The following is a 24,289-nucleotide window of genomic DNA, read 5'->3' as shown; positions in this document are numbered from 1 at the left end:
GTTGCCCTGCCCCTTGATCGGTACTGACCGGCTCGTCGCCGGCCGTCACTGCCGCCGCCACGAGCGGAACGCCCGCAGCTGCTCCGGCGTGACCACGGTCTCCAGTCGGTCGTCGTCCTGGTCGCCGCCCCCCAGTGCCGACAGCAGACGGCGGGCCGGGGTGTTGCGCGGCGTGCGTTCCGCTGTGAGGCGGACCTTGGCGCAGTCCAGTTCCTCGGCGCGGTCCGCGAGCCATTGCAGCAGCCGCTCCTCGACGCCCCGGCCCAGCGCGCGGCAGCTCATCAGCCAGGCCATGACGTCCAGTTGGTCGCCCTGGCAGTGCACGGCGAGCAGGCCGATCTGACCGTAGTCACCGAACCTGTCACGCGCCGCAGCCGTCCACACCTCGCCGCGTTCGCGCCACCGAGCGACGTCGCCGCCGTCCGTGGAGCGGGCACGGAGGGTGAACTGGTTGGTGCGGGCCACGAGTTGCTCCGCCCGCTGGACGTCGGCGTCGGCCAGGGCCCGGATGTCGACCTCCAGTTCCAGTTGGTCCAGGAACTCCTCGAAGCTCGCTTGCTCGCGGACGGCGTCCCGCTCCCGCTCCTGCTCGTAGAACCGCGCCCGCAGTGCGTCCTCGGCCGTCGCCGCGGCGGGTACCAGCGGCCACAACCGGCGCAAGAACTCCGGGAGTTCGACGACCGAGGGGCAGGTCACCGACAGCACCTGCGGCAGAGCCGAGCGCATCTTGGCGATCTCGGCCGGGTTGTCGTCGAGGAACAGGAAGCTGTCCAGGCCGAGGTTGAGCGTCTGCGCGACGTCCGCCAGGCGGGTCGGCTTCGGGCCCCAGGCCGCGGAGAGCACGCTGAAGTGCTCGGCCTTCAACGGACTGTCCGGACGGTCCAGTACCGCGCGGACCGTGTCCTCGTCGTTGTTGCTGACCAGCACGAGCAGCGCGCCTGCCGCGCGCCACTGCAGCAACCGGCGCGCCAGCAGGGCTCGCGGCCCGGTCAGGTCCACGGCGTCCGGGCCGATCTCTCCGGCCACGCCACCCCACAGCGTCTCGTCGCCGTCGACCGCGATCACCTTCGGCGCCCGGCGCCGGACCGCGCGTACGACCTCGGCGAGGCGGAGGGCCACGGCTGCCTGGAACTGCGGGGTGAACGGGAGGTGGGCCAGCCGTTCGGTGCGCTCGTCGAAGCGTTCCTCGACGGGGTGGTGGCGGGTCCAGTCGTCGGGGCCGAGCAGGGCGATGCCCGGCACCTCCGCCAACTCGGCGGCGATTTCCGCTTCCCAGTGCCCGAAGCGGTCCTCCCCCTGTGCGGCGGGCAGGACGCCGACGATCAGCGGCTTGCGGGTGCGCTCGGCCACCGTGCGCAGGGCGGCCGGGTAGGCGGTGCGCAGTTCGGCCAGCAGGGCGTCGTCGACGGTGCCGAAGCGTTGCAGGTCCGTCGCCCGCAGCAGTACGACACCCGCTGTGGTGGCCGGGTCGGCGAACACGCCGGACGGGTCGCGCAGGCTCGCCAGCACGTGGTGGTACGGGGCTTCCGCGACCGTCGTCCCGCCGCCGTCCCGTACCGACTCGTTGACGGCCGTCTCGCACATCAGGGGCAGATTGCCGAGGGCGAAGGTGCCGGCGAGGGCGAGGGTGTGGGCCGGCGTCGTGGGCGGCTCTTCGACGGCAGCCGTGCCCCTCTCCACCTTCGGCGTCGTGCGGACCGGCCCCGTCGCGTCCTGCGCCGTCTCCGCGAGCAGACGCACCAGCGCCTCCCCCAGCTCTGCGACTGTCGCCGCGTCGAGGATGTCGAGGTTGTGGTCGAGGCGGATCCGGCCCGCGTCCGGCGTCATGGTGATCATGAGGTCGAGGTCGGAGTAGCCCGTACCCGCCGGCAGTACCTCCAGGCCGCTCAACCCGCCTGCGGCGCGTACGTAGTTGAAGTACACCTCCACCAGCGGGGCGTTCGCCCGGTACAGGCCCTGCTGGGCGAGCACCGGCAGTACGTCGGAGAACATCGCCCCCTTGGCCAGGACCCGCTGCAGCCGCCCGTCGGTGCGGCGCAGCACCTCCTCGATGCGCTCCCCCGGGTTCGCCTCGGCGGGGAAGGGCACCGGCACGCCGAAGAAGCCCAAGGCGTCATAGGCGTCGGCGTGGATGCGGGTGTCGACGGGCACGGCGAGGACGAAGCGTTCGAGTTCGCGCTTCCTGGCCAGCAGGACGGTCAGGGTGCCGAGGCAGAAGGCGGCCGGCGTCACAGCCAGTCGGCTCGCGGCGGCCGAGAGGCGGTCCATGAGACCGTCGGGGATGGGCACGGTGACGCTGCCGGCGCGGTACGAGCGGGTCTCGGGGCGCGGCCGGCTGAGAGTGAGGTCGAGGCGTGCGCTGCCCTGGAAGGCCTTGCGCCATGCGGCGGCTTCGGCCCGGCCGTCGTCTCGGCCGCCGGTCTTTCCGTCGCCCCGCCCGTCGACTTGCTCACCGGTCTGCTGGGCCTCGATCAGCAAGGCGACATCGCGGTTGGTGACGGTGTCGCCGAGCACATTGCCGGACAGCTCGGCGTCGATCTCGCTCGCCACCAGCAGCAGCGACTGCAGATCGCTGACGGCGTGGTGAGCGCCGTACGCGAGCAGCCGGCCGCGCTCGCCGCCGTCCAGCAGCTCGAAGCGCCACAGCGGCGCGGCTTCCAGGTCGAACGGCGGTTCAAGGAGCTCGCGGAGGCGGTCGGCGGCGTCGAAGGGGACGTCGTCCGGTACGACGGTCCACCGCAGCAGCGGTTCCGGCAGTTCGCGGTGCACCCGCAGCTCGCGCCCTCCCTCGGCCGCGGTGACGACGGCGGTGCGCAGGGCCGCGTGCCGTGCGGTGAGGCGGCCGAGGATGGCGGTCAGTGTCTCGGGGGTGGTCGGCGTGGTGAGGCGTACGGCGAGGCCGACGGCGTGGGCCGCGTCCGGCATGCCGGACTGGGCGCTGCGCAGCAGTCGTACGACGTCGCGGGTCGCCGGGTGCAGCTCCGTCGCCGGTACCTCGGTGGTGTGCTGCGGCTCGTCGACCTGTGCCGTGGTCCGCCGTTCGGGCAGCGCCGTGCTCAGGGCCTGGGCGAGGCCGCGCATGTCGGCGGCCGAGAAGACGGTGGCGGCGGGGAGTTCGACGCCGAGTTCTCGGGCGAAGGCGTTGCGCAGCCGCACGAGCATGAGGGAGTCGAGGCCGAGCTCCTTCAGAGCCGTGGTGGCCGAGACCTGGACCGCGCCGCCGGCCACCTCGCCGACCCTGGCGCGTACGTATGCCTCCAGACGTACGGCCCGCTCGGCCTCGGTCTTCGCTGCGAACACCTTCTTGACCAGGTCGTCCGTGCCGGGCGTACCCGTGGGGACGGTGACCAGGTCGGCCAGGATGGGGCGGGTGCGGGCCGCATCCGGGTCCAGGGACAGCATCTCCCAGTCCAGGGCCATGGGGGCGAGCTGGCGACGGGCGGTGCCCAGCACGCGCTCGAAGAGCTCGCCGCCGTCCTGTGCCGAGAAGGCGACCAGGCCCGAGCGGCCCGTCTCCGCCTCGCGGATGCCGGACTCGGACACCATGCCCACCCCGGACCAGGCGCCCCAGTCCAGGCTCAGCGCACGGCGGTCCGTGCGGGAGAGGTGGTGCGCCCAGGCGTCCAGGAAGGCGTTCGCCGCCGAGTACGGGCTCTGCCCGGCCGAGCCGAGCAGTCCGGCCGCCGACGCGAACAGCACGAAGTCCGTGGCGTCCGGGGTCAGTTCGGTGAGCAGGGCGGTGCCCAGGACCTTGGGGCCGAGGACGCGCAGGACGCGCTCTTCGGTCAGGTTGGCGATGGTGGCGTCGTCCAGGACGCCGGCCGCGTGCACGACCCCGGTGATCGGGCCGAGTGCGTGTCGTACGGCGTCCAGGGCGGCGGTCAGTCCATCTCGGTCGGCGACGTCCGCGCGGGCCAGGTGCACGGTCACGCCCCGCTCTTCGAGTCCCTGGATCCAGCCCATGGCCTCCGCGGCAGGCGCGCTCCGGCTCATGAGGGCCAGCCGGCGGGCGCCGCGACGGACCAGGCGTTCGGCGACGACACGCCCGAGACCGCCCAGTCCACCGGTGATCAGATACACGCCGTCCGGGGTGCTTGCGCCGTGCCCGGCGTCGTCCGGGCGGGTGCGGGTCAGGCGGGGCACCAGACGTCCGGCCTCGCGCAGCGCGACGAGCCGTTCGTCGTCGGCGTGCCGCAGCTGGGTCAACAGGGCGTCGACGCCATCCGTCGCAGGGAGATCGACGAGGGTGGTCCTCAGCTCCGGGTGCTCCTGCGCCACCGCGAGGCCGAAGCCCCAGGCGAGGGCCTGTTGAGGCTGTGTCACCTGCGTACTGTCACCGGCTGCTTGGCTGCCGCGCGCCACGACGAAGAGCCGGGGCGCCGTTCCCTGCGTCCGCTCGGTGAACATGCGCACCACGTGGAGGGTACTCAGGCAGCACAGCCGCGCCGCCTCCTCGGCCGTACGGGCGTCCTCGATCGCGGGAGCGTCGAGTGCGGTCAACTGGACGACGCGCTCGGGTGGTTCGCTCGCGAAGGCCTCGTCGAGGAGGCGGCCCAGGTGCTGTGGGTCGGCCGGGTCGAGGACGTAGCGGCCGGGTCCTTCGGCTGCGAACTCCTCGCCCCTGCGGGCGACCACGTACGGCACTGAGGTGCCCAGCCGCTCGACGAGTCCGGCTGCCACGCCCGACTCGTCGGCCAGGATCAGCCACCTCCCCTGCGAAGGGGCCTCGTTGGCGATCGGGCGGGCCTGCCAGCTGGTCTCGAACAGCGCGCCGTCCAGGGGCGAGAGCGCGGCCAGCTCGAACTGCTCTGCCTCCAGGAGGAGTTGGTCCTTGTCGTCGTACAGCCGAAGGTCGAGCGTCGCGGTGTCGCCGGACACGGAGCGCAGTTCGCAGGTCACCCACGCGGGGGTGGAGCGGAGTCCGGTGTGGCGGAGCCTGCCGACCCCGGCCGGGATGAACGCCCGTCCCTGGGGCGCGTCGCCGGGCAGCGCGGCCGTGTGGAAGGCGGCGTCGAGGACGGCCGGGTGGAGGAGATGACCGGCGGCGGGCTTGTCGGTGAGTCGCGCGAGGGCGGTGGATGGGGCTCGGTGGCCCGACTCCAGGCCTCGGAAGGCGGGGCCGTAGTCGATGCCGAGGGCGGAGAGGGCGCCGTAGACGGCGGGCAGATCGACCGGCTCGGTGCATTGCTTGCGCAGCGCGGCGAGTGGTTCGCCTGCTGCGGCAGCGGGCTCGGCGATGGGCTCCGCAGGCGTGCCCGGCGTGATGGCGATACGTCCGGCAACGTGGCGTTCCCAGCGCCCCTGTCCGGCGCCGGTAACGGGCGCCGAGGCGATGGTGAAGTCCCGGAAGCCGTCGCCGGCGGGCCGCAGGACCAGTTGCAGCCTGGTCGGCCCGGACTCGTCGAGGCACAGCGCCTGGAGGAACCTGACGTCGGCGAGCCGTACGTCGTCGCCGTCCTGCACGGCGGACGCGGCCTCCAGCGCCATGTCGAGGAAGGCGGCGCCGGGCAGCCAGACCTCGCCGGTGACCCGGTGGTCGGTCAGATAGGCGAAGCGGCTGTCACGCAGGTCCACCTCGCTCTGGAAGAGGTGCCGGTCGGCTTCGTCGCTGGCCTCGACATGTGTGCCCAGGAGCGGCGAGGCACCGGTCGCGGAGGCCGGGGCGGGCGCGAGCCAGTGGCGTTCGCGGGCGAAGGCGTACGTGGGCAGGTCGACGCGTCGGCCCTCGGGGAACAGTGCCGACCAGTCGGGCGTGTGGCCGCCCGTGTACAACTCCCCCAGCCTGCGCAGCAGTACGTCCCGTCCGCCCCGCTGGCGGCGCAGCGAGCCGACGCTCACCACGTCGATTCCGGCGTCCGCCGCCACCGCTTCGATGGACGAGCCGAGCGAGGGGTGCGGGCTCAGCTCGACGAAGTAGCGGTAGCCGTCGTCCAGCATGCGGGTGATCGTGTCCGCGAAGCGGACGGGCTCGCTGAGGTTGGCGTACCAGTAGGCAGGGTCCAGTCGGTCTCCGGGCACAGGTTCCGCCAGCACCGTCGAGTACAGCGGGATGGCGGTGCCGGTGCCCCGGATGCCGGACCAGTGGTCGAGCAGGTCCTCGCGGAGCGGGGCCATCAGCGGGGTGTGCGAGGCGAACGGGGTCGACAGCGACCGTGCCTCGATCCCCTGCTCGCCGAGGCTCCGGCTCAGCTCGGCCAGCGCTGCGCTGTCGCCGGAGACGGCCGTGGAGTGCGGGCTGTTGACGGCGGCCACGAACAGCCGGCCGGCGTACGGCGCGAGGAGTTCCTCGACGCGCGGGCGCGGCAGATCCAGGGACAGCATGCCGCCCTTGCCCGCGACCGGTACGACCGCCTGGGCGCGTCCGGTCACGACGGCCACGGCGTCGTCCAGGGTGAGGGCGCCCGCGCTGTGGGCGGCGGCTATCTCGCCCAGGCTGTGCCCGACCACGGCGTCCGCGGTGATGCCGAGCGAGCGCCAGGCGGCCGTCAGTGCCGCGTTCACCGCGAACAGCGTCGGCTGCAGATACTCGGTCCGCTCCAGGGGGGTGAACTCCTCCGGCGCACGCAGCGCGTTGAGCACCGACCAGCCGACGTGCCGCTGGACCGCCTCGTCGATCCGGGTCAGCTCCTCACGGAACGGCTCCGACTGGGTCATCAGGTCCAGGCCCATGCCGGGCCATTGACCGCCGTGTCCGGAGTAGACGAAGGCGACCTTGCCCGTCTGCTCCTCCCGGAACGGCGGCAGCGTGATCCGCCCTGCGGCCAACTCGTCCAGCACGGAACGCAGTTCGTTCCGGTCCTCGGCCAGGACTGCGGTGCGCCGCTCGAAGTGGGTGCGGTGGCGGGCCAGGGTATGGGCGAGGTCGGGCAGTGCGGCGGCGTCGGTGTCCGCGGCGAGGTGCCGGGTCAGGGCGGCGGCCTGTCCCCGCAGGCCCTCCTCGCTGCGGCCGGACAGAACGAACAGGCGCTGTTCTGCGGGGAGTTCGACGACAGTGTCCGGCACCGGCGCCTGGACGGCCTCCTCCACGATCACGTGCGCGTTGGTGCCGCTGATCCCGAAGGCGCTGACACCCGCGCGCCGTACCCGTGCAGCCGACGCGGGCCAGGCCACCTCGTCCCGCAGCAGGTGCAAGCCGCTGTCCGTCCAGTCGACGTGGCGGCTGGGCGTGTCCGCGTGGAGGGTGCGTGGGAGGGTTTCGTGGTGCAGGGACTGCACGACCTTGATCAGGCCGATCACGCCCGAAGCCGCCTGTGCGTGCCCGATGTTGGACTTCAGCGAGCCCAGGTACAGCGGGTGCTCGTCGGTGCGCGTGGCGCCGAAGACCTCCCCGAGGGCGTTCGCCTCGATCGGGTCGCCCAGGGTCGTGCCCGTGCCGTGTGCCTCGACATAGTCGATGTCGTCGGGCCGGAGGCCGGACTGCTCCAGTGCGCGCCGGATCACCTGCTCCTGCGCGGGCCCGTTCGGAGCGGACAGGCCCTGGCTGCGGCCGTCCTGGTTGACGGCGGTGCCGCGCAGCACGGCCAGGATCCGGTCGCCGTCCCGCGTGGCGTCGCTCAGTCGTTTCAGCACGACCATGCCGGCGCCCTCGGCCCAGATGGCGCCGTCGGCTCCATCGGAGAACGAGCGGCAGCGGCCCGTCGGCGACAGGCCGCGCAGCCGGCTGAACTCGACGAAGGTCTGCGGCGTGACCATCAGCGTGACGCCGCCGGCGAGTGCCAGATCGCACTCCCCCGCCCGCAGCGCCTGGGCCGCGAGATGGACGGCCACCAGCGACGACGAGCACGCGGTGTCCACCGTCAGCGCTGGGCCGTTGAGCCCGAGCGTGTACGCGAGCCGGCCCGAGGCCACGCTCAGCGCGGAGCCCGTACCGACGTAGCCGTCCAGTTGGTCGAGGCGGGTGCCGGACAGGTAGTCGCTGCCGAACATGCCGACGTACACGCCGGTCGTGCTGCCCGCGAGGTCGGAGGGCACGATTCCGGCGCGCTCCAGTGACTCCCAGGCGGTCTCCAGCAGCAGCCGCTGCTGCGGGTCCATGGCCGCCGCCTCCTTCGGGGTGATGCCGAAGAAGCCGGCGTCGAAGGAGTCGATGTCGTCGAGGAAGCCGCCCTCCCGGGCGTACGACTTGCCCGGCGCGTCCGGGTCGGGGTCGTACAGCGACTCGACGTCCCACCGACCCGCCGGGAACGGTCCGACCGCGTCCCGGCCCTCGGCGACGAGGCGCCACAGGCCGTCCGGGTCGCTCACCCCGCCGGGCACCCGGCAGGCCATGGCGACGAGGGCGACCGGCTCGTCCGAAGACAGCACGGGCGAGGCCGCGGGCACGGGCTTCTGGCTCGTACGGCCTGTTGTCGCGAGAGCGCCCGCCAGCAGGTACTCGGCCAGCCGGGTGGGCGTGGGGTGGTCGAAGAGGAGGGTGGCGGGGAGTTTGCTGCCGATGCGGGTGCTGATGCGGTTGCGCAGGTCGACCGCCGTCACCGAGTCCATGCCGAGGTCGCGGAGCGGCTGGTCGGGACGGACGGACTCCGCCGAGCGCAGGCCGAGCGCGTGGGCGGCCTCCTCGCGGACCAGGGCGAGGACGCGGGCGGCCCGTTCGGGCTCGGGGAGCCGGGCCAGCCGGTCGGCCAGGGTGTGGCTGCCGCCCTGGGCCGAGCGGGGTGCGGGGAGCAGGGAGCGCCACAGTGCTGCCGTCGGCGCGGCGGACCTCAGCCTGGGCAGGTCCAGGGACCAGGCGACCAGGTGCGAGGCGTCGCGCCGCAGGGACAGCTCGGTCAGCTCGCGGCCCTGCTCGGGGGTGATGGCGCGGTGGCCGAGTCGGGCCATCCGTTCCAGGTCGGCGTGCTCGGCTGCGAGCCCCTCGCCGGCCCAGGCCCCGAAGGAGACCGAGGTGCCGGGCAGGCCCAGGGCGCGCCGGTGGTGGGCGAGCTGGTCGAGGAAGACGTTGGCGGCGGCGTAGTTGGCCTGGCCCGCGTTGCCCACGACTCCCGCGGCCGAGGAGACCAGGAGGAAGAGGCCGAGTGGGTGGCCGGCGGTGAGCCGGTGCAGGTGAGCGGCGCCGTCGACCTTGGGGCGCAGCACGTGGGCAAGGCGTTCGGGGGTCAGTTCGGCGACCACGCCGTCGGCGAGGACTCCGGCGCAGTGGGCGACGCCACGCAGCGGCGACTGGTCACCGAAGCGCGCCAGTACGTCCGCCACGGCCGCCTCGTCCGCGACATCGCACGCGGCGACCGCGACCTCGGCGCCGAACGCGGCCAGTTCGGCGGCGACTTCGGCGGCGCGAGGATCTTCAGTGCCTTGACGGGACGTCAGCAGCAGGCGAGGTACGCCATTTTCGGCCAGGACGCGGGCGATGTTGCGGCCCACCGCGCCGAGACCTCCGGTGATCAGCACGGTGCCGTCGGCGGGAATCGCGGCGGTGGGAGGGCCGGATGGCGCGGGACGGGCACGGACCAGACGCGGTGCGAGCAACTCGCCTTCCCGCAGGGCGAGTTCCGGCTCATCGGCGGGGGCCAGTGCGGTGAGCAGAGGCGGTTCGCCACTGTCGTCCACGTCGAGCAGGATCAGTCCGAGGTCGGGGTGCTCGGTACGGGCGCTTCGGGCCAGGCCCCACAGCACCGACTGGGCGGGCTCGGGGACGGCGTCCCCGTCGGCGGCCGCGACCGCTCCGCGGGTCACCCAGACGGTACGCGTGGGTGCCTCACCGGGCGGGAGGGCGATCAACGCCTGGAGTTCCGCCAGGGCCGTTGCCGCCAACTCGTGTGCCACGGCGGCCGGTTCGATGTCGGCCGCCGGTCGGGGCCAGAATCGTACGACGGTGTCGGCGCCCTCGTCGGAGACCTGGGCGCCGGCCGCGCGCAGGTCGCGCAGGGCCGCCGCGACGGCCGGGTCCGACTCGTCGCCGTATACGGTCCATGAGGTGCCGGGCGTCTCGCCCGACCGCTCCGGTACGGCCGCCGTCTGCTCCGGTACGGCCGTCCACGCCACCTCGTACAGGTGCCGGGCGTTCTCCGAGGCGCCGGCCACGTCGGCCGGGTTCACGGCCCGAAGGCGTACGCCCTCCAGCCGGCCTGCGGGGAAGCCGTCTGCGTCCCACAGGGTGACGTCCAGCGTGAGGTCCGTGCCCAAGGCGCCGGTGCGGCGGACGGACGCGGTCAGGTCCGTCGCGCCGACGGGAGGCAGGACGCAGCGGGCCATCGCGACCGGCAGCAGGACCCGCTGGTCGGAGATGTCGAGAGCAGCGGCGACGTGGAGGGCGGCGTCCAGGAGCGCCGGGTGCAGCGGGTAGGGGTCGGCCGTGTCACGGGCCACGGGCGGCAGCGAGAGGTGGGCGATCAGGGTCCCGTCGCCGGTCGCGGCGGCCCTTCGTACGCCCTGGAAGGCCGGGCCGTAGCCGAGGCCCAGCCCGTTCATTCGCTCGTAGGTGTCCTCGGTCCAGGCCTGTTCGGCGGTCTCGGGCCAGGTCGGAGGCTCGTCGGTCGGCTCGGCGGCCGGCTCTGCGGCGGACGCGGTGGCGTGCAGGGTCCAGTCCGTGGCTTCCTGGCCGCGCGGTCGGCTGTGGACCGTGATCTCCGGCGCGGTCCCGGCGGTGATCACCTCGACGGACACCTCTACCGTGCCGGTGCCGGGCAGGGTGAGCGGTGCGAGGAGGAGCAGGTCGGTGACGTCGGCGGGGGTGTCCGGGCGGGCCACGGCTAGGGCGGCGCGGCAGAGTTCCAGCAGGGTCGTGCCCGAGACCACGGTGCGGCCGAAGACGGCGTGGTCAGCGAGCCAGTCCGCGGTGGCCGGGGTCCACTCGTTGCGGAAGGTCCAGCGGGTCTCGTCCGCCGCCTGGAGCTGGATGCCGAGCAGCGGGTGTGCGGCGCGGTCGAAGAGGCCGGGGGCGGTCGCGGAGGCTGCGGCTTCGATCCAGTGGCGCTGCGCGTCCCAGGCGTACGTCGGCAGATCCGCCGGGGTGGTGTGCGGGACGAGGCGGCGCCAGTCGAGTCGGCGGCCGTGGACGTGGAGTTCGGCGGCGGCGCGGTCCAGGCAGGCGGGGCCGTCCTCGTCGCGGCGCAGCGATCCGACCGTGACCAGGTCCTCGTCGATCGTGCTCAGCGCGGTGAGCAGTGCGGGGTGCGGGCTCAGTTCGACGAAGCAGCGGTAGCCGTCGGCGGCCATGCGCTCGACGGTGGGCGCGAAGCGGACGGGTTCGCGCAGGTTGGTGTACCAGTAGTCGGCTTCGAGTTCCTCGGTGACCGGTTCGGCCGTGACCGTGGAGTACCAGGCGACGGACGTGGGGTAGGTGGTGACGCCGTCGAGTTCGTCGAGGATCGTCGCGCGGACCGGCTCGACCTGGGTGCTGTGGGAGGCGTAGTCGACGTCGAGGCGGCGGACGAAGACCTGCTGCCGGTCGAGGTCGGCGAGCAGGGCCTCCACGGCGTCGACGGCACCGGCGATGACGGTGGAGCGGCTGCTGTTGACGGCGGCGACACTGATCTCGCCGCCGTGGTCGGCGAGGCGGGCCTCGACCTGCGCGTGCGGCAGGGCGACGACGGCCATCGTGCCGCTGCCGGACAACTCGGTCAGGGCCTGGCTGCGCAGGGCGACCACGGCCGCGGCGTCGTTGAGGCTGAGCGCCCCGGCGACGCAGGCCGCGGCGACCTCGCCCTGGCTGTGCCCGACGACCGCGTCCGGCCGTATGCCACGGGCGCGCCACACGGCGGCGAGGGACACCATCACGGCGAACAGCACCGGCTGGACGACGTCTACACGGTCCAGGGCCGGGGCGCTCGCGTCACCGCGCAGGACGGACGTCACCGACCAGTCGGTGAACTGGCGCAATGCGGCGTCGCAGCGGTCCAGCTCGTCGGCGAACACCGGGTCCCGGTCGAGGAGATCACGTGCCATGCCGGCCCACTGGGAGCCCTGCCCAGGGAACACGAACGCCAACTTGCCTGCGGGGACGGTCTGTTGTGACCCGACCGAATGCTCGGTGTCGGGCCCGTCGGCGGCGAGGGCTCGTAGCGCGGTGAGCAGTTCGTCGCGGTCGCTCGCCTGGAGGACGGCTCGGTGCTCGAAGTGGGTGCGGTGGTGGGCCAGCGTCGCGGCGATGGCAGGGAGCGGCGGCTCGGGCTGCTGATCGAGGGTGTCGAGAAGGCGTCCGGCCTGTCCCCGGAGTGCGGGGAGGGTGCGGGCGGAGAGCGGGAAGAGAGTCGTGCCGGGAAGATCTCCAGGCAGCTGGGGCTGCGGCTGGTCCTCGGGCGCCTCCTCCAGCACCACATGGGCGTTCGTGCCGCTGATACCGAAGGCGCTCACACCGGCGCGTCGCACGCGGTGGGGGTCCCGCGGCCAGGCCTGGGCCTCGCCGAGGACGCGGAGACCGCTGTGCGTCCAGTCGATGTGCTCGGTCGGGGTGCCGGCGTGCAGGGACGCCGGTATCCGCTCGTGGTGCAGGGCCAGCACGGTCTTGATGACACCGGCGATGCCCGCGGCGGCCTGGGTGTGGCCGATGTTGGACTTCAGGGAGCCGAGGCCGAGGGGGCGGTCGGCGGCGCGGTCGGGGCCGAAGACGGCGGCCAGGGCGCGACCCTCGATGGGATCGCCCAACGGAGTGCCGGTGCCGTGCGCCTCGATGTGGTCCAGGTCGTGCGGCTGGAGTCCGGCCGAGTCGAGCGCGGCCCTCAACACCCGTTCCTGAGCAGGGCCGTTGGGCGCGCTGAGGCCCTGGCTGCGGCCGTCCTGGTTGATCGCCGAGCCCTTGACGACGGCGAGGATCCGGTCGCCGTCGCGGCGCGCGTCAGCCAGCCTCTTGAGCAGAACCACACCACAGCCCTCGGCCCACACCACACCGTCCGCGCCGGCGGAGAACGGGCTGCACTGCCCGGACGGCGACAGTCCGCGCAGCCTGCTGAACTCGACGTGCCCGCGCGGCGTCACCAGCAGCGTCGCCCCGCCCGCCAGAGCGAGGTCGCACTCGCCGCCGGCCAGAGCCCGAGCCGCCAGGTGCAGGGCGACCAGGGAGGACGAGCAGGCGGTGTCGACGGTGACCGCCGGGCCCTGAAGGCCGAGCGTGTAGGCGATACGACCGGACGCCACGCTGGACGCCGAGCCGGTGCCGACGTGCCCGTCGAGCTGGTCCAGGGCGGCCGAGGCGAGGTAGCCGCTGTCGTACAGGCCGATGTAGACGCCCGTGGAGCTGCCGTTCAGCGTGTCCGGGACGATCCCGGCGCGCTCGATCGCCTCCCAGCTGGTCTGCAGGAGCAGCCGCTGCTGGGGGTCCATGGCCGCGGCCTCGCGGGGCGAGATCCCGAAGAAGGGCGCGTCGAAGCGGTCGATGCCGGCGAGGTAGCCGCCGCGCAGGGAGTACGCCTTGCCGGTGGCCTCCGGGTCGGGGTCGTGCAGCCCCTGGGTGTCCCAACGGCCCGCCGGCACCTCGGTGATGGCGTCCTCGCCCGTGCCCAGCAGACGCCACAGGGCCTCGGGATCGTCGGCGCCGCCCGGGAAGCGGCAGGCCATGGAGATGATGGCGATGTCGTCGTCCGGCCGACCGGCCGCTCCCGTCCGGGTGGACGGCGCGGTCACCGCCTGCGTGGGCCCCTCGTCGAACACCGCGTCGGCGAGCGCCGAGACGGTCGGGTGGTTGAACACCAGCGACGGGTCCAGGGTCCGCCCCGTCAGCGCGGACAGCTCGGCGGCCAGCGTCACCAACTGCCTTGACCCCAGGCCGAATTCGGCGAGCGGGCGGTCCGGGTCGACGGCCGGCGGGGTGAGACCGGCTGCCTCGGCGACGGCCGACTCCAGCCAGGCCCGCACTCCCTCCGGTGTGGTCAGGGACGGCTCGAAGGACTGCTTCGGGGACTCGTGCGCAGGCATGTAGACAGGTGTCCTCGTGGATTCGGGCAAGTGCTGTGGCCGTACGACGGTGGACCGGGCGGCGTCAGCTCAGGACGGGCGCGACGAGCACGGCGAGGGCGCTGCCCAGGTAGGCCGTGCGGGTGGCGCGGCGCTGGATCTTGCCGCTGGACGTCTTGGGGATGGTGCCCGGCTGGACCAGGACGACGTCACGCACCGACAGGCCGTGGGCCTCGCCGATCCCGCTGCGGATGACGTCGATGATCTTCTCCGCCTCGGCCACCGCGTCCGGGGCGATCTCGGCGACGATGACGGGCTGCTCACCGCCGGCTCCCGCGTCGTCCCCTGCCACGGACTCCCCCGGTTCCGCGGACTCCCCGAACTCCCCGCATTCCGCGGCTTCCACGGAGAACGCGGCGGTGCAGCCGGGGCGCAGGGCCGGGTGGGACATCTCGGCGGTCAGTTCCAGGTCCTGCGGGTAGTGGTTGCGTCCGTCGATGACGATGAGGTCCTTGAGGCGCCCGGTGACGAAGAGTTCACCGTCGCGCAGGAATCCGAGGTCGCCGGTGCGCAGGAAGCGGCCTTCGTGGCCGGCCAGCGTCGCGCGGAAGGTCTCGCGGGTGGCGAGGGCGTTGCGCCAGTAGCCCTTGGCGACGCTCGCGCCGCGCACCCAGATCTCGCCGACGTCGCCCTCGGGCAGTTCCTCGTGCCGTTCGGGGTCGGCGATGGCGACCGTGAGGTCGGCGCCGGGGCGGCCCGAGCTGACGGCCGCGGCGTCGGTCCGGCCGGCGTGCGGGCCGGTTTCGGAGGCCTGGAGCAGGGTGGGCGGGGTGTGGACCGTGCCGCCGGTGACCATGAGGGTGGCCTCGGCCAGGCCGTAGCAGGGGTAGAGGGCCACGCGGCGGAAGCCGGCCGGGGCGAAGGTCTCGGTGAAGCGGCGCAGGGTGGCGGCGCGTACGGGTTCGGCGCCGTTGAACGCGACGCGCCAACTGCTGAGGTCGAGGCCGTCGAGGAGGCCGGGTCCGGCGTGCTTGAGGGCGAGTTCGTACGCGAAGTTGGGGCCGCCGCTGGTGTGCGGGCGGTAGCGGCTGATCGCGGTCAGCCAGCGCTGGGGCTGCTGCAGGAAGTGCAGCGGAGAGAACAGGGTGGCGGTCGCGCCGAGGTGGACCGTGTTGAGGACGGGGCCTATGAGGCCCATGTCGTGGTACACGGGCAGCCAGCTGACGAACAACTCGTGGTCGTACTCGGCGAGGGCGTCCGGGGTGTGGCCCATGCGCTCGGTGATGACTCGCTCGTTGTCCAGCAGGTTTCCGTGGGTGACCATGACGCCGCGCGGGGCGGAGGTGGAGCCGGAGGTGTACTGGAGGAAGGCGACCGAGTCGGCGGTGAGGTCGGGCTCGTGCCAGGCGGCGGCCGCCTCGTCCGGGATGTCCTCGGTGGCGACGCAGGTGATGTCGGCGAGCTCGGGCAGGTGCTCCACCATGCCGGACAGGGCCGTGATCACCTCGCGGCCGCCCAGGATCACCTTGGCGTCGGCGTCGGCGATGAGCCGCTTCATCCGGGTGAGGGCGCGGTGGTTCTGCGAACGGCCCTGCGGCGGGACGCCCGGTACGGCCACGACACCGGCCGAAAGACAGCCGAGGTAGCCGCAGATGAACTCCAGGCCGGGCGGGTACAGCAGCATCGCGCGGGAGCCGGCCAGGCCGCGCTCCTGGAGCCAGGCGGCGACGGCGTGGGACCGGTCGGCGAGACGGGCGTACGAGATCTCCTGGATCTCACCGTCGCAGTCGCCGGTGGCGAGGTAGCGGTAGGCGGTTCGGTCGGGGTGGTGGGCGGCGTGCTTGGTCAGCAGATCGACCAGTGATCGAACCATGTTGCGAGTCTCACCTGTCTGGATCGGTGGGCGAGGAACTGGAGTTCGAGGCTCAGCCGCTGGATGGACACAGCAGCCTGATCGGCCCGGGCCCCCTTGCCCGACCGTTCGTCCCGACGACTCGCCGAGGAGCGACGACGCTGATCCGCCGACTCCTCACGTCCCCCGTGTGGCTTGCTACCGGCGAGTTGAACGATAGCAACTCCGTTCGGTCCGACGGGCCGAACGGGTGTTAACCCTACGTGTCCGAACACAGCTCGTGCAGTGAGGTATGTCGCACACCCGACGGTCACCTCCGGCGTTCCCTGGTCCTGACCGAACGCCCGCTGCCCGAACAGGCCCCTACGGCACCCCTGGGGGCAGACAAAGACACCAACTCCCCTACGCCATAGGCAATACAGACAGTCCCAGGCAGAAGTGAGCAGAGTTCCGGCAGTTGCGAAATCAAGTATCGATCGACCGCGCGAGATCGGTCGATGACGGTGTGTACTGTGCTGCGAACGCCTCGTCCCACGGCTGCGGACCGAGCCCTGCCCGACTGCCCCGAACCGACTTCCTGGGAAACCGACTCGATGATCGAACTACCGGACCTGGCGACCGGCGGTCTCGCCGTCGGCATGCTGTCCGCGCTCGCCCTGGGCGGCGGGCTGCTGCGCGCACAGCGCCAACAGGCCAGGCAGCGCGCCGAGATCACCGCCCTGCGCCGTCAACTCGAAGGCGTACTGGAGGCGTTCACCGCCGAGGTGGAGCATCTGGCGACGCAGCGCGTCCCGGCCGCCGCCCGCCGGCTGGCTCACCCCCATGTCGCCGTACCGGGTCCGCTCCATCCGCAGACCGCGCAGTCGCCTCTGGGTCCAGCGCTGGAGAACGTGCTGAGCGGACTGCGCACCGAGCTGGCCGCCCAGCGCACCCGCATCGACGCGGCGGCACAGGCCGGTATGCGCGGGGCGACACGCGAGATCCAGGCGGCCCTGTACCGGCTGCAGGACGCCTTGCGTCAGCTGCAACAGAAGTACGACGACCCGGAGTTGGCGCAGACCCTGTTCCAGCTGGACCACGAGAACGAGCAGTCGCTGCGGCGGGCGCAGGTCGCGGCCGTGGTGTGCGGGGCCTGGGTCGGGCTCGCCCGGGAGGAGTCGCACCTGGTGGAGGCGGTGACCGGGGGCCAGGCCCGGCTCTCGGGCTACCACCGGGTCCGGGTCCACAACCACCTGACCGCCGGCACCGCGCTCGTGTCCCACGCCGTGGAGCCCGTCGCGATCATCGTCGCCGAACTCCTCGACAACGCCCTGCGGCACTCCGCACCGGACACGGACGTCGTGGTCAACCTGGAGCACGTCCATCACGGCGTCTGCGTCACGGTCGACGACGCGGGCCTGGGCATGACCCAGGAGGAACGCGCCCGCGCGCAGCGGCTGGTGGCGGGGTCGGAGCCGATCCTGCTCACCGACCTCGGCGATCCGCCGCGCATGGGGCTCGCCGCGATCGGACAGCTGACCAGGCAGTTCGATCTGGGCGTGGACGTCTCGTCGCCGTCGCCCTACGGCGGGGTGCGGGCGGTGCTGCGCGTCGACAGCCATCTGCTCAGCCATATCGACCCCGCCGAGCGACCACCCGCGGCGAGTGCGCCGCGCTCCACGCGCACGGCCTCCCGGCACGAAGCGACGGTCACCCCCGGATCCGAGGCATCCGTCGACCCTGCCCCCGGAACTGGAGCATCCGTCGGAGATGCCCCCGACGCCGAAGCATCCGTCGACGTCGCCCCGGTGCCCGAGGGATCCGGTACCTCGCACGGATACGGCGCCGAGCCCGAGGCCGATGCCTCCGACCCCGTATCCGGGCATCACGCCCCGCGCGACACAGGTGGCCTGCCCCGGCGCCGGCGTCGTGCCCAGGTCGCCGCGGCGACGCGTGACATGCCCGCATCGCGGCCCGCGGTGCGCCGGCCGGAGCGGGCCGCCGCCGCGCTGGGAGCGCTGCAGGCGGGTACCGCAGCCGCCCGGTCCGCTGCCGACGAGGACACCGACGACGCCTCCACCGCCGTACCGAAGACCGAGCCGGAGAGCGAGCGTGCGGCGCAGCGGCCGACCGAAGCCGAGGCGAACGACACCGAACAGACCGACCATGAAGGGGGAACGGCTCGATGACCAGCCGCGATACGGGAGACACGGCGTGGGTGCTCGATCCGATCCTGCAGGTGCCGCACGTGGTCGCCGCCGTGCTGCTGACGCGGGACGGGCTGGTGACCGGGTACACGGACGCGCTCAGCCGGCCCTCGGCCGAGCGGGTGGCCGCGATCACCAGCACCGTGCAGGCGGCGTGCCGTACGGCGGCTGCCGCGTTCGCCGACCGGGAGGGCGCCGAGGTACGGCAGGTGGTGATCGAGTCGGACCACGGGTATGTGCTGATCGTGCCGACGGACCACGGCACCTGTGTGGCCGCCTACGGGGACGAGGAGGTGCGCCTGGACCTGCTGGCGCACCGGGTGCACTCGCAGGTGGCGCGGCTGGGCGAGAAGGCGATGGCCGCCGCGCCCCGAGGCGGCGACGGCGACGCACGGGCATGACGGACCGCCCCGGCGGCCGTCCCCTGGTTCCCGCGTATCTGTCCACGGGCGGTGTGGCCCGGCCCAGCCGGCCCCAGCTGGAGCGGCTGTCGGTGCTCACGGGCACCGGCACAGCCGCGCCGACCGGTCTGCCGGCCGCCCAACTCGCCCTGCTCGACGCCCTGGACGGCGGTTCGCTGACGGTCGTGGAGGCCGCGGCGCTGCTGCGGCTGCCGGTGTCCGCGGTGCGGGTCCTGGCGGCCGAACTCGTCGACCGGGACCTGGCGCTGGCCCGTGCCCCGATCCCGCCCGCCGGACGCTTCGACCCCGACCTGCTGAAGAGAGTGGCCGATGGCCTTCGCGCCCTCAAGCACCACCCGTGACACCGGCGTCCGCGACACGGCAGGCCCGGCCGCGGACATCCACCTGCCCGACTCCGCCCGCGACCTGGTCAAGATCCTGGTCGCCGGCCCCTTCGGGGTGGGCAAGACGACCCTGATCGACTCCGTCTCCGAGATCCGGCCCCTGCACACCGAGGAGCCGCTCAGCGAGGCGTCCGCGCAGGTGGACGATCTCGCCGGAGTGCGGGACAAGACGACGACCACCGTCGCCGTCGACTTCGGCCGGATCAGCCTGCCCGGCGGGGTGGTGCTGTATCTGTTCGGCACTCCCGGGCAGGAACGCTTCCGGGCCCTGTGGGACGACATCGCGTACGGCGCGCTGGGCGCCCTGGTCCTGGTCGACAGCCGGCGCATCGACGCGTCGTTCGACGTGCTCGGGCTGGTGGAGGAGTCGGGGCTGCCGTACGCGGTCGCCTTCAACGCCTTTCCGGACGCGCCCCGGCACCACACCGAGGAACAACTGCGCGCCGCCCTGGACCTGGAGGCGGGCACACCGATGGTGACCTGCGACGCGCGGGACGCCGACTCGTCCGTCGACGCGCTGCTCGCGCTGGTCCAGCACCTGATCGACCGTCACGCTCCGGAGGACCGGTGACCACCCACTCCCCCGACCGGCAGACCTTCTCCCGCTCCGCCCCCGTGCGGCTCTGGGAGGACGGCTTCGCGCTGGATCCGTACCGCTATTACGACTCCCTGCGTGCCCAGGGCCCGGTCGGCTGGGCGGAGTTGGCGCCGGGCGTGCCGGCGTACGTCGTCACGGACCGGCGGGCGGCGCTGGATCTGCTGCACGACACGGACACGTTCTCGCACGACCCACGGCCGTGGGAGGCCACGGTCGCCGACGACTCGCCGATCCTGGGCATGATGCGCTGGCGGCCCAACACGCTGTTCGCCGACGGCGAGGCCCACGTGCGCTACCGCACCTCGCTGATCGACACCTTCGACCTGATCGAGCCGCACGACCTGCGGGCACGCGTGCACCGGGCGGTACGGCTGCTGGTGGGCCGGTTCGGGCCGAAGGGCGAGGCCGATCTGGTGGCCGAGTTCACCCGGCCGCTGATGGCGCTGGTGTTCAACAGCCTCTTCGGGATGCCCGACAGCCAGAGCGACCGGCTCAACGCCGCGCTGGGCAAGCTGATGGAGGGCGGCGCCGAAGCGGCCGAGGGCGAGGCGGAGTTCGGCGGCTATGTACTGGAGCTGATCGCCGCCAAGGCCGCGCGGCGGGGCGACGACCTGCCGAGCCGGCTCCTCGACCACCCCGCCGGGCTCACCCCCGAGGAGGTCACCTGGCAGGTGTTCCTCACCCTCGGCGCCGGGCACGAGCCGACGGCCAACCTGGTGTCGAACGCGCTCTCCCGCATCCTCGGCAACCCCCAGTACTACTCCACCCTCACCAGCGGCGCCCGCCCCGTGACGGACGCGGTGGTGGAGGTCCTCCATCACGAGACGCCGCTCGCCAACTACGGCATCCACTACGCCCGCAACTCCGTGTCGTTCCACGGCACGTGGATCAGGGCCGCGGTGCCGGTGGTCGTCTCCTACGGGGCGCTCGCGCACTTCGCCGAGCAGGAGGTCGCAGGCGGACGCCACCCCAAGGACGCCTCGCACCTGTCGTGGTCGGCGGGCCCGCACGCCTGCCCGGTCCGGCAGCACACGCTGCTCATCGCCACCGAGGCGATCGAGCGGCTCACGCAGTGGCTGCCCGACCTGGAGCCGGTCCTGCCCCGGGCGTGCCTGACCTGGCGGCCCGGCCCCTTCCACCGCTCGCTGACCTCACTGCCCGTCCGGTTCAGCCCCCGCTCCCCCGACCAGCCAGGAGTTCCGTCGTGACCGTGACCGACCGTACCGACCGCGTCGCCATCGACCCGTTCGGCGCCGACATCACCGCCGAGATGGCCCGGCTGCGCTCCCTCGGCCCGATCGTGCCCGTGGAGCTGCCCGGCGGCATCCCCGCGTGGGCGCCCACGGGCTACGACACCCTGAAGGAGCTCATCCTCGACGCACGGGTCAGCAAGGACCCGCGACAGCACTGGCGGCTGTGGCCCGAGATAGGCGAACACCCCTCCTGGGGCTGGATCCTGGGCTGGGTCGGCGTGATCAACATGCTCTCGACGTACGGGGCCGACCACACGCGGCTGCGCAGGCTGGTGGCGCCGAGCTTCACCCAGCGGCGCACGGAGAAGATGCGGTCCCGTGTGGAGGCGATCACCGCGGAGCTGCTCGCCGCCCTCGACAAGGGCGGCGCGGACGACGCGAGCGGCGCGGTCGTCGACCTCAAGGCCGGGTTCGCCCACCCGCTGCCGATGCGGATGATCTGCGAACTGTTCGGTGTGCCCGAGGAGTTGCGGGAGGACACCGCCGAGCTCATCGCGGCCATCATGGACACCTCCGACCCGAGCCCGGAGCACGCCGCGTTCGTGCAGCAGCAGATCGGCACGGTGCTGGGGGCGCTGATCGCCCACCGCAGCGAGCGCCCCGGGGACGATCTGACGACCGAGCTGATCCGGGTGCGCGACCAGGACGGTGACCGGCTCAGCGGCGAGGAGCTGGTGTACACGCTGCTGCTGGTGATCGGCGCCGGGTTCGAGACGACCGTCAATCTCATCGGCAACGCGGTCGTCGCCCTGCTGACCCACCCCGAGCAGCTGGCCGCCGTACGCTCCGGGGAGATCGGCTGGGACGCGGTGATCGACGAGACGCTGCGGGTACATCCGTCGATCGCGTCCCTCCCCCTGCGGTTCGCCGTCACCGACATCGAGATCGGGGGCGTGACCATTGCCGCCGGGGACGCCATCATCACCACGTACGCCGCCGCCGGGCTGGATCCCGTGCACTACGGGCCGGACGCGGACAGCTTCGACGCGTCACGCGGGGCCGACGACCATCTGGCGTTCGGGATCGGGGTGCACCGCTGCATCGGCGCTCCGCTGGCCCGCGTCGAGGCCCTGACGGCGTTGCCCGCCCTCTTCGACCGTTTCCCCGGCCTGCAGCTCGCCGTCGGTGCGGAGGAGCTGCGTCAGGTGCCGTCGTTCATCGCGTTCGGATGGCAGGAGATTCCGGTGCGGCTGCGGGCCTGAACGGTTTCGCGCGCGGGGACGCGACCGGTCCCCCGTTCCGGTCGTGCCCCCGCGGGAAGACGAACCTACGTCGATGACGGAGGCCTTGGGTATCGCATCCGTGCCCGATGCGCCGCCCTCTGGACTCACCTGTGCACAAGTGAGTCCGGAAGGCCCGATTTCGGCGCGGGCAGGACGGGCTGGTCCAGATCGCCCACCGCGAGATGGGCCAGGACGACCTCGTACAGGTCGCTGCCGCCGGCGAGGAGCTGGCGTTCCAGGACGGGTTCCGCGCTGCGGACGTGCTCGCGGACGGTCTGGGCGTGCACGCCGAGGCTCTGCGCGGCGCGTTCGGCGTTGCCGCCCTCGGCGATCCAGGTGCGCAGGGTCCGGCGCAGGTCCCGCGTGTCGTTCTCCAGGCGCGCGAGCACGTCCTGCGCCCACGTGCGCAGGGCGGGCCCGGCCAGCAGGTCGGGCAGCGAGGCCTGAGCCGCCTGCCCGGAACCGTCGGCGGCGGGTACGTCCGCCAGGCTCACCTGGGTGTTGAGTGCCAGGTGGACCACGGCACGGGCGGTCACGTCGGAGAAGTCCGTGTGCAGCAGGGCTTCCACCCGTTCCATCCGGGCGCGGACGGTGTTGCGGCTGACGCCGAGGACCTTGGCCGCGCTCACGGCGGTGAACTCCAGGCCCAGCCGAGTGGTGGCGAGCAGTTCGGCGCGGGTGTGGTGCGCGAGGGTGTCCAGGGGGTGCAGGACACGGGCAGCCCACCCCCGCAGGGGCGCCGGGTCGATGAGGCGCTCGGGGTGGGTGCGTTCGGCGTAGACGGCGGCCTTCTCCGGCCGGAAGTGCGCGACGGCCAGGGCGCTCACCGCCTGCCCGTAGGCGGTGGCCGTGCGGGCCAGGCTCTGCCGAGCGCTGCCGCCGATGAACGTGCGCGGGCGGGGGCCGATCAGCGTCCGCAGTTCCCGCGCCGCGGCCTCGCCGGGCGTGACGACGATGACGTGCTCGTCCACCGCCGGGCAGAGCACGACCAGCGCCTGCTCGCCCGTCACGTCGATGCACTCCTCGGCGAGCCGGTCGCGCTCCTCCACGGTGCACTCGACGACGTAGACGCAGGCGGAGTCCGTGTCCAGCAGGCCGGGCCACAGTCCCGCGGCGACGCGCCGCGCCGAGACGGTGTCCTCCACCATCAGCAACTGCAGGATCGCCAGCCGCAGGTCGGACGTCGCCCGTTCGAGCCGGCGCCCGGCGGCGGTCGTCTCGCCCGCCTTCAGCAGCAGTTCGATGACCTGGACGGTGTGCGTGAGGATGTCGGAGCTGCGCCGGTCGAAGGGGGTCTCGCGAGCCACCGCGAGCACGCCCGCCGACGCCGGGTTCGGACACGACACCCGGACCAGACGCAGGTGGCGGCCCTGGCCCTCCCAGGCCGCCGACGCGATGCGGCCGGCGGCGACGGCCGCGACGAGGTCGTCGTCCAGGTCCGGCAACGTGCCCGCGAGCAGCGCGCCCGTGTCGTCCTGCAGCGAGGCGGTGCCCTGTACGGCGTCGGCGAGCCAGGCGACGACCCTGCCGATGTCCCGTCCGTTCGGCCGCAGGTGGTCCAGCAACTCCTCCGCCCACGCCGAGGCGTCGGCGCTCCTCGCCCCCGTCCGACGGACCCCGTCCTCTCTGCCAGCCATGTCGGCCTTCACCTCGCCCTGCACGTCACTCACGGCATACCGCCCGGGACGTTACCCCACCCGCCCTCATCCACACGGTGCCGCACGGCCCGGCCGGCCGAACCGATACATGGACGCACCAGCGATTCGGGTGCCTGCGCAGCCGCATGGCGTCCAGGGCATAGGCTCGGTGAATGGCGAAGTACTTTGACGTGCACCCCGACAATCCTCAGCCGCGCACCATCTCCCAGGTCGCCGACAGCGTCCGCGCCGGTGCGCTCATCGCGTATCCGACAGACTCCTGCTATGCGCTGGGCTGCCGTTTGGGCAGCCGTGACGGCATCGACCGGATCCGGACCATTCGCCGCCTGGACGACCGGCATCACTTCACCCTCGTCTGCCAGGACTTCGCACAGCTCGGCCAGTTCGTGCGGGTCGACAACGACGTGTTCCGCGCGATCAAGGCGTCGACGCCCGGCAGCTACACGTTCATCCTGCCCGCGACGAGGGAGGTGCCGCGCATGCTCCAGCATCCGAAGAAGAAGACGGTCGGTGTGCGCATCCCCGATCACGTCGTCACTCATGCGCTGCTCACGGAGCTCGGGGAGCCGCTGCTGTCCAGCACGCTGCTGCTGCCCGACGAGGACGAGCCGATGACCCAGGGCTGGGAGATCAAGGACCGGCTCGACCATGTGCTGGACGCGGTAGTCGACTCCGGGGACTGCGGCACCGAGCCGACGACGGTGATCGACTTCTCGGGCGGCGAGGCAGAGATCGTGCGGAAGGGAGCGGGGGACACGTCCCGGTTCGAGTAAAGCCGTCCCCAAGTGGGCGGGGGTGCCGCGGCCCGTTTGTGTGGTGCCTGAAACCATGTGCGCGACGACCCGGTTCCGCCGGGTCGGCGACCCGTTCGCCGTGGACCGCGCAGA

The 24,289-nt window shown here is 72.8% G+C and carries 10 protein-coding genes; 7 read left to right on the top strand and 3 right to left on the bottom strand.

Annotated elements, in window-relative coordinates; genetic code table 11:
* Nucleotides 1-45 precede the first annotated feature (45 nt).
* Both OHT51_RS40550 and OHT51_RS40545 read right to left on the bottom strand, forming a co-directional pair.
* Nucleotides 46-13,848 carry an SDR family NAD(P)-dependent oxidoreductase gene (locus tag OHT51_RS40550; protein ID WP_328883904.1) on the bottom strand — a complete coding sequence of 4,601 codons (13,803 nt, stop codon included), beginning with the start codon at nucleotides 13,846-13,848 and terminating at the stop codon, nucleotides 46-48.
* A 64-nt stretch (nucleotides 13,849-13,912) separates the two neighbouring features.
* On the bottom strand, nucleotides 13,913-15,700 hold the full coding sequence (locus OHT51_RS40545; RefSeq protein ID WP_328883903.1) for a fatty acyl-AMP ligase: 1,788 nt from the start codon (nucleotides 15,698-15,700) through the stop codon (nucleotides 13,913-13,915).
* Between the two features lie 572 nt (nucleotides 15,701-16,272).
* Here OHT51_RS40545 and OHT51_RS40540 point away from each other — a divergent pair.
* From OHT51_RS40540 to OHT51_RS40515, 6 genes are read left to right on the top strand one after another with little or no spacing between them, the layout of a single operon-like run.
* On the top strand, nucleotides 16,273-17,847 hold the full coding sequence (locus tag OHT51_RS40540) for an ATP-binding protein (RefSeq protein WP_328883902.1): 1,575 nt from the start codon (nucleotides 16,273-16,275) through the stop codon (nucleotides 17,845-17,847).
* A complete protein-coding gene (locus tag OHT51_RS40535; protein ID WP_328883901.1) occupies nucleotides 17,844-18,266 on the top strand; it encodes a roadblock/LC7 domain-containing protein in 423 nt (140 codons plus the stop codon). Before OHT51_RS40540 ends, OHT51_RS40535 begins: the two co-directional genes overlap by 4 nt.
* Complete coding sequence (locus OHT51_RS40530; RefSeq protein WP_328883900.1) at nucleotides 18,263-18,628, top strand: DUF742 domain-containing protein; 366 nt, start codon at nucleotides 18,263-18,265, stop codon at nucleotides 18,626-18,628. Before OHT51_RS40535 ends, OHT51_RS40530 begins: the two co-directional genes overlap by 4 nt.
* Nucleotides 18,597-19,241, top strand: coding sequence for a GTP-binding protein (locus tag OHT51_RS40525; RefSeq protein ID WP_328883899.1), 645 nt, complete (start codon nucleotides 18,597-18,599; stop codon nucleotides 19,239-19,241). Before OHT51_RS40530 ends, OHT51_RS40525 begins: the two co-directional genes overlap by 32 nt.
* Complete coding sequence (locus OHT51_RS40520) at nucleotides 19,238-20,476, top strand: cytochrome P450 (protein WP_328883898.1); 1,239 nt, start codon at nucleotides 19,238-19,240, stop codon at nucleotides 20,474-20,476. The genes OHT51_RS40525 and OHT51_RS40520 overlap by 4 nt, the downstream gene beginning before the upstream one ends.
* Complete coding sequence (locus tag OHT51_RS40515; protein ID WP_328883897.1) at nucleotides 20,473-21,723, top strand: cytochrome P450 family protein; 1,251 nt, start codon at nucleotides 20,473-20,475, stop codon at nucleotides 21,721-21,723. The genes OHT51_RS40520 and OHT51_RS40515 overlap by 4 nt, the downstream gene beginning before the upstream one ends.
* A 125-nt stretch (nucleotides 21,724-21,848) precedes the next feature.
* Here the strand turns inward: OHT51_RS40515 and OHT51_RS40510 are convergent, their stop codons facing one another.
* Nucleotides 21,849-23,381, bottom strand: a complete 1,533-nt coding sequence (locus OHT51_RS40510) for a helix-turn-helix domain-containing protein (RefSeq protein WP_328883896.1) — start codon at nucleotides 23,379-23,381, stop codon at nucleotides 21,849-21,851.
* Between the two features lie 173 nt (nucleotides 23,382-23,554).
* Here OHT51_RS40510 and OHT51_RS40505 point away from each other — a divergent pair, with 173 nt between their 5' ends.
* Nucleotides 23,555-24,175: an L-threonylcarbamoyladenylate synthase gene (locus OHT51_RS40505; protein WP_328429969.1), complete on the top strand. Its 621-nt coding sequence runs from the start codon at nucleotides 23,555-23,557 to the stop codon at nucleotides 24,173-24,175.
* Nucleotides 24,176-24,289: the final 114 nt, after the last annotated feature.

This window comes from Streptomyces sp. NBC_00299, assembly GCF_036173045.1.
Classification (GTDB): Bacteria; Actinomycetota; Actinomycetes; order Streptomycetales; family Streptomycetaceae; genus Streptomyces; species Streptomyces machairae.
This window is presented reverse-complemented; position numbering and strand designations above follow the sequence as displayed.